The organism is Terrisporobacter sp. (assembly GCF_017888745.1).
Lineage (GTDB): Bacteria > Bacillota > Clostridia > Peptostreptococcales > Peptostreptococcaceae > Terrisporobacter.
Genome location: NZ_JAGHFM010000108.1, coordinates 1 through 5,254, shown reverse-complemented (window position 1 = coordinate 5,254; position 5,254 = coordinate 1). Strand labels below are relative to the sequence as shown.

Annotated in this window: 2 protein-coding genes; one reads left to right on the top strand and one right to left on the bottom strand. The window is 30.5% G+C overall.

Annotated features, from left to right (window positions below; genetic code table 11):
- Positions 1-124 precede the first annotated feature (124 nt).
- Positions 125-1,042 (top strand): DUF2935 domain-containing protein, encoded by a 918-nt coding sequence (locus J7G74_RS05425; protein WP_297132837.1) that lies wholly within the window; start codon positions 125-127, stop codon positions 1,040-1,042.
- Positions 1,043-1,270: 228 nt separating this feature from the next.
- Here J7G74_RS05425 and J7G74_RS05420 read toward each other — a convergent pair whose 3' ends face one another.
- On the bottom strand, positions 1,271-5,176 hold the full coding sequence (locus J7G74_RS05420) for a multicopper oxidase domain-containing protein (protein ID WP_297132835.1): 3,906 nt from the start codon (positions 5,174-5,176) through the stop codon (positions 1,271-1,273).
- Positions 5,177-5,254: the final 78 nt, after the last annotated feature.

Below are 5,254 nucleotides of genomic sequence, written 5' to 3'. Positions count from 1 at the left end.
GACCTTACTATATATACTTTAAATAGTACTCTTTGAATCAACACTCTACTTTTGTAATCCTATGAACAAAATATAATTTTCAGAATAAAATAGAATAGAATATCTAAGTTATAGGGAAGGCAATATGATGAATACTCAAAAATACGTTGTTTTGTCACTTGAATTGCACTTGTTTTTTTCAAGAATCATGAAAGAGCATTCAATCTTTTTAGATGCAGGATTTACACCTAAAGATTCAAAACTTGCTAGTGAAGCAGATCATTATAAAACACAATTTGAAAAATTATTATTCTGTGCTGTCAGCGCTAGTAACGGAGTAATTAGATCTAATGTATTAAAATCCGGAGAAATTATTACTGATTACACCTTTAGTACAGAACAAACAACATCAAAGTATACAGGGATAGAAATAAATCAGAATATAACTATGGCAGAATCAAAATTGCATAGTGGAAGAAATCCACAAATTAGTTGTGATTTGATAAATTATGTAAAAATGCTAAACTGCAATGCTATAAAATTACTGGACGGACTAATTAACTTAAAAGAAAGAATATTAGATGGAATGTTATCTTGTACTCTATTCACCGTAAATTATCCTCTACTTATTAAACATATACTAAGAGAGGCAAATTTATATCGCTCATTTATCATTGATCTAGAAAATGGAATAGATATTGATGATAAGGATATAAGAGAAACAGAACTATTTTGGGATCAGATTATGATGGAACATGCTTTATTTATTAGAGGATTGCTTGATCCATCTGAAGGTGAATTAGTTAATGCTTCAAATAATTTTGCAAATGAGTACAAAGATTTAATGGAAGAAGCACAAAATATGACAAACATAACAATAGATAGTATTACAAATGAAACTCTAAATCAAACAATTAAGTTTAAAGATTTCAAACAAACAGGAACAATCGGTATTGATCAATGTAAAATAAAATCTATAATACTACCACTTCTTGCAGATCATGTATTAAGGGAAGCTAACCATTATGTGAGAATATTAAAAAGTTATACAAATATGTGCTAATATTAAAAAATCGATCTAGAACCTCGCTAATAGTAGTAAACTCATAATAAAAAGGAAGAAAATTTATCTTCCTTTTTATTATCTAATTATATTAAGCTGCTATATTTTAATATTTATTTATAATATAACTTTTGATATTCTGAGCAATATTTCTAGCACTACTCATTTCAACTGTATAATCATAAAAATCTTCAATTACATAGATTATATCATCAATATTGTTTATTTCTATTTCTTTATTCTAATAATACCCCACATACCTGACTCTATATCCCATTTTATTATGCCTGATCTATATAAATAATCGCCAGGTATCATAGATGCTCCATCTAATAGTTCAATATTAAATACATTACCTACACTCATAGCACCTTGAGCTGATATTATTCTTGTAAACGGATCATCTGGTTGGGCTTTCCATTCATGACCATGAAGCACAAAACAAATATTTCTAGGCTTATCTCCAGGCATTAAAAGCCTTACTATTACTTTTTCACCAGGACAAGCTTCAAATATTGGTGTAGCTGGATCTCCATGTGTCTTAGAGCTAAATACTTTAGAAATGTCATCATTAAATTTCAATCTATTAAAAAATCTCTCTGAGCGATAGTTAAATCCTTTTTCACCTCTATCTTCAAAATCTACTGGCTCCACTTCTCCATCTTCTCCTACTTCTCGATTAGTTTGTATTAATTTACCTTCCTTATCTAAAAGTCTTATTCCATTATGCATAAATAACACAAATTCTTTAAATTTCTCATTATTATCCTTTATAATAGTTGCCTGTTCTCTATATTGTTTATCATATCCACAATTATAATCACCATCTATCACTGATCCTTCTGGCTCTATTATTATTGCCCCAAATAGACCATGATATCTATGGTTTCTTATATCTGTTAAAGATGATAATAGACAAGTTCCATACTCTTTATCTGCATACCATATATAAGTTATACTCTCTCCTGGCTCTACAGTTTGTTCTACATTATTGTAACCTATATTTACACCACTATCTTTTACTGGGTCAAGTCTTAAAAATTGTGAAGTAATACCTACTCTCATCGATGGATAAATTTTTTTGTCAACTGGAACACCTGGGAACTCCTGATATGGTATTGGTTTATCAAAACAATTAGTTAAAGTAAGTTTTATATATTCGCCCTTTTGTGCCCTTAGTATAAGTGGAATAGGCTCTATATATCCATTTATAACGTCATCTTTATATTCATATGGTACAAATAATAATCCATCTGAATCATGATCGCCAAAATCATTATACTTAATGTCCTTTTGAATTGCAGCTATATGAAACTCTCTAACTTTTTTACTTGGATGACATTTATTTTTAATTATCCATCTTTTAATTTCATCTTTACAAAATTTTATTTTTTGCAATAAACCTAAAGTACAATTATCAATAGGAAGTAGTTTATCAGTTTTCTTTTTATAAGCTCTTATTATTCCCCATAGACCTAACCAAAGATCATCTTGTCCTCCAAAATAGTAAATATAATCTCCGGCTTTATAATCATCTGTTATCCTTATATTAAATGCTTCTGATATTCCTAATGTTTGAGCTTGAACTAACGGTGAATTCTTATCTGTTATTTCTTTTCTCCATTTTAATCCATTTATATTAAATGCATGTTGTTCTTCTTGAGCTCCATCTAACAATCTTATCACGATTTCATCTCCTGGATAAGTTTCAAGTATTGGCGTCACTGGATCACCATGGTATATAGAACTAAATACATATGCTGGATCATCATCTTTATCATTTAGTCTCTCTCTTAATGGCTCTGACTTGTAATTTATACCCATAACACCTGGATCATCATGTGAACCTGGGAATGGAGGTGGATTTAATGCTTTTCCATGTCTGTCAAACAATAATGCGAAGTCATGGACAAATAATCCAAATTCTCTAAAAACTCTACCTGAAGGTGTCTTTATTACAGCTTTTGTTCCATATTTTATTTGCTTACCTGTCTTAGCGTCATGATATGTTGATCCTTCAGGCTCTATTATAAGACTTGCAAATAATCCATGTTGCTGATGTGAGTTTGGATTAAAATGATCATGGAAGAAACAAGCATTTAATTCATCATTTGCAAAATATCTTTCTATTATAGTTTCTCCATAAAATACAGAAGCCATATTATTATATCCATTTGCTCCTCCATCTGAAGTTATAACATCAAACTTAACTAAATGTATATGAAAACCTACATTATCAGTTATTGTTTCTAATTGGAATTCTGTTGCAGGTAATGTTTCTGGTAAGAAGTTTGTAGTTCTAACTTCTATACAATCACCTTTATTAGCTCTTATCACCAATGGCTCAGCATCAATATAACCATTTTCTACACCTTCTATATATCTCATAACTAGTTCTTCTCTATTTTCTAAGGTAAGTTTACATCTTGTATAATCTTCTATTTGTTCTTTTGAAATATAAAATCTACCATAAGGGTCATTCCAGCCTGCCCTGTTATATACTAATTTAGCTTCTACTGCAAATAATTCAAATACAGCATCTGGGTCTCTAAAATTATATTTGCAATCATCATTACAGTTATCTATAGGATTATTGTGTGATTTATATAATTCTTTATCGTATCTTTTATCTTTATTTTTCTCTTTAGGACAACTTTCTGCATATAAAGCCCCTGGAGCAAAGTTATCTACAAAATTTGCTTCTTCAAAACAAGTAGGACATATTTTATTCCTTCCTTCTTGATTTAGTATACCTAAAGGTGGCTGATTCGCTCTTTCTCTAAACTCTCCATTTATAAAATTAGGGTATCCAGGATGACACAAATCTTTTTCAGGTGGTATTTCTCTATCAGGAATAGGATTTAAAGCTTTTATATAAGTTCCATCCGTATATAGTGGTGGGATAACTTCTCCAGTTTCAAGTATTACGTCTTTTCCAGTTTCTAATCTATCAAATACTCTCCATAAAGACCACATTCCTTCATGAAAATGAGGATAAAGATGGCAATGCCATATATGATCTCCTATAGTACCAGCAAAACTTCCTGCTCCAAATAATATATCAATATCATATGATTCTTGTGGCCCTATTGATATAGAGTCTATTATAGTTGAATTAGGATCATCTGGTTCTAATCTCCATTGATGTGTATGAAGATGGAATACATGAGTTTCTTTTACACCACCATGTATAAGTCTAAATCTTGATGGATCTCCTTTATAAGCTCTTGGTATAAAAGTTGATGGATCTCCATAAGTCCAAGAACTCATAGACACATCTTCTCCATCTATTACATGATGATGTTCTGGTGGTTCTACTATATCTATACAATTAACAAAATCACATTTATCACAAGGATTACAAAATTTAAATCCCTTATCTTTTGGTGGTATAAAATTAGCTCTATTTACCATAGGCTCTGATCTGTAACTTATTGCAGTTACCCCTACCAGCTCGTTTGTATGAGGATCTATTATTGTTCCTCCAAATCGATTTCTCATTTCAAGTTCATCGTGAAAATATACTGCATATTCTCTAAAACTAGGTTTGCATGGGTTGTGAATATCTGCAAATATACCACTTCTAAGCTCACATCCATCCACAGGGTCTGTCCAAGTAGACCCTTTAGCTTGTACTATAAGCGCTCCAAATAATCCATGTATATTAGTTCCTTCTTCGCTAAATCTAGTATCTCCCATATCACTAAAATAGAAAATACCTTCTCTATCTGCATACCACTCATAAGTTATTTTTTCTCCTGGTCCAACTGTAGAGTCTTCATTAAAACCTACATTAGCACCATCTGATTTTATATTTACATATTCAAGTCCTTGCATATGAATAGATAGCCTTCTATCTTCATTATGCTCAAATTCAATTTTTATCTTATCTCCAACATTTGCCCTTATGGTAAGTGGTTGAACTTCATCTGTAGGTATTGGAAGGGGGTCTCCATTTTCATCTTTATTATTAAAGTTATCCAAAGCTTTTTTTCTAACTTTATCTTTATCTTCTTCTAGTATATACATCATACCATTGGGATCAAAGTCCCCAAAGAAGTCATACACAATTGGTATAGATAATACTGTAACATTAAATTTTCTAGTCATTATATTATTTTCATTTTTATTCACACTTATATACCTCCTTCATATTTAGTGCTTATCTATTTATATGATATATAAGTGCAAATAGTTACATATTTTTACAGG

Excerpts from the sequence above, each read along its gene's own strand:
- J7G74_RS05425 (WP_297132837.1), top strand. The coding sequence starts at position 125 with ATGATGAATACTCAAAAATACGTTGTTTTGTCACTTGAATTGCACTTG.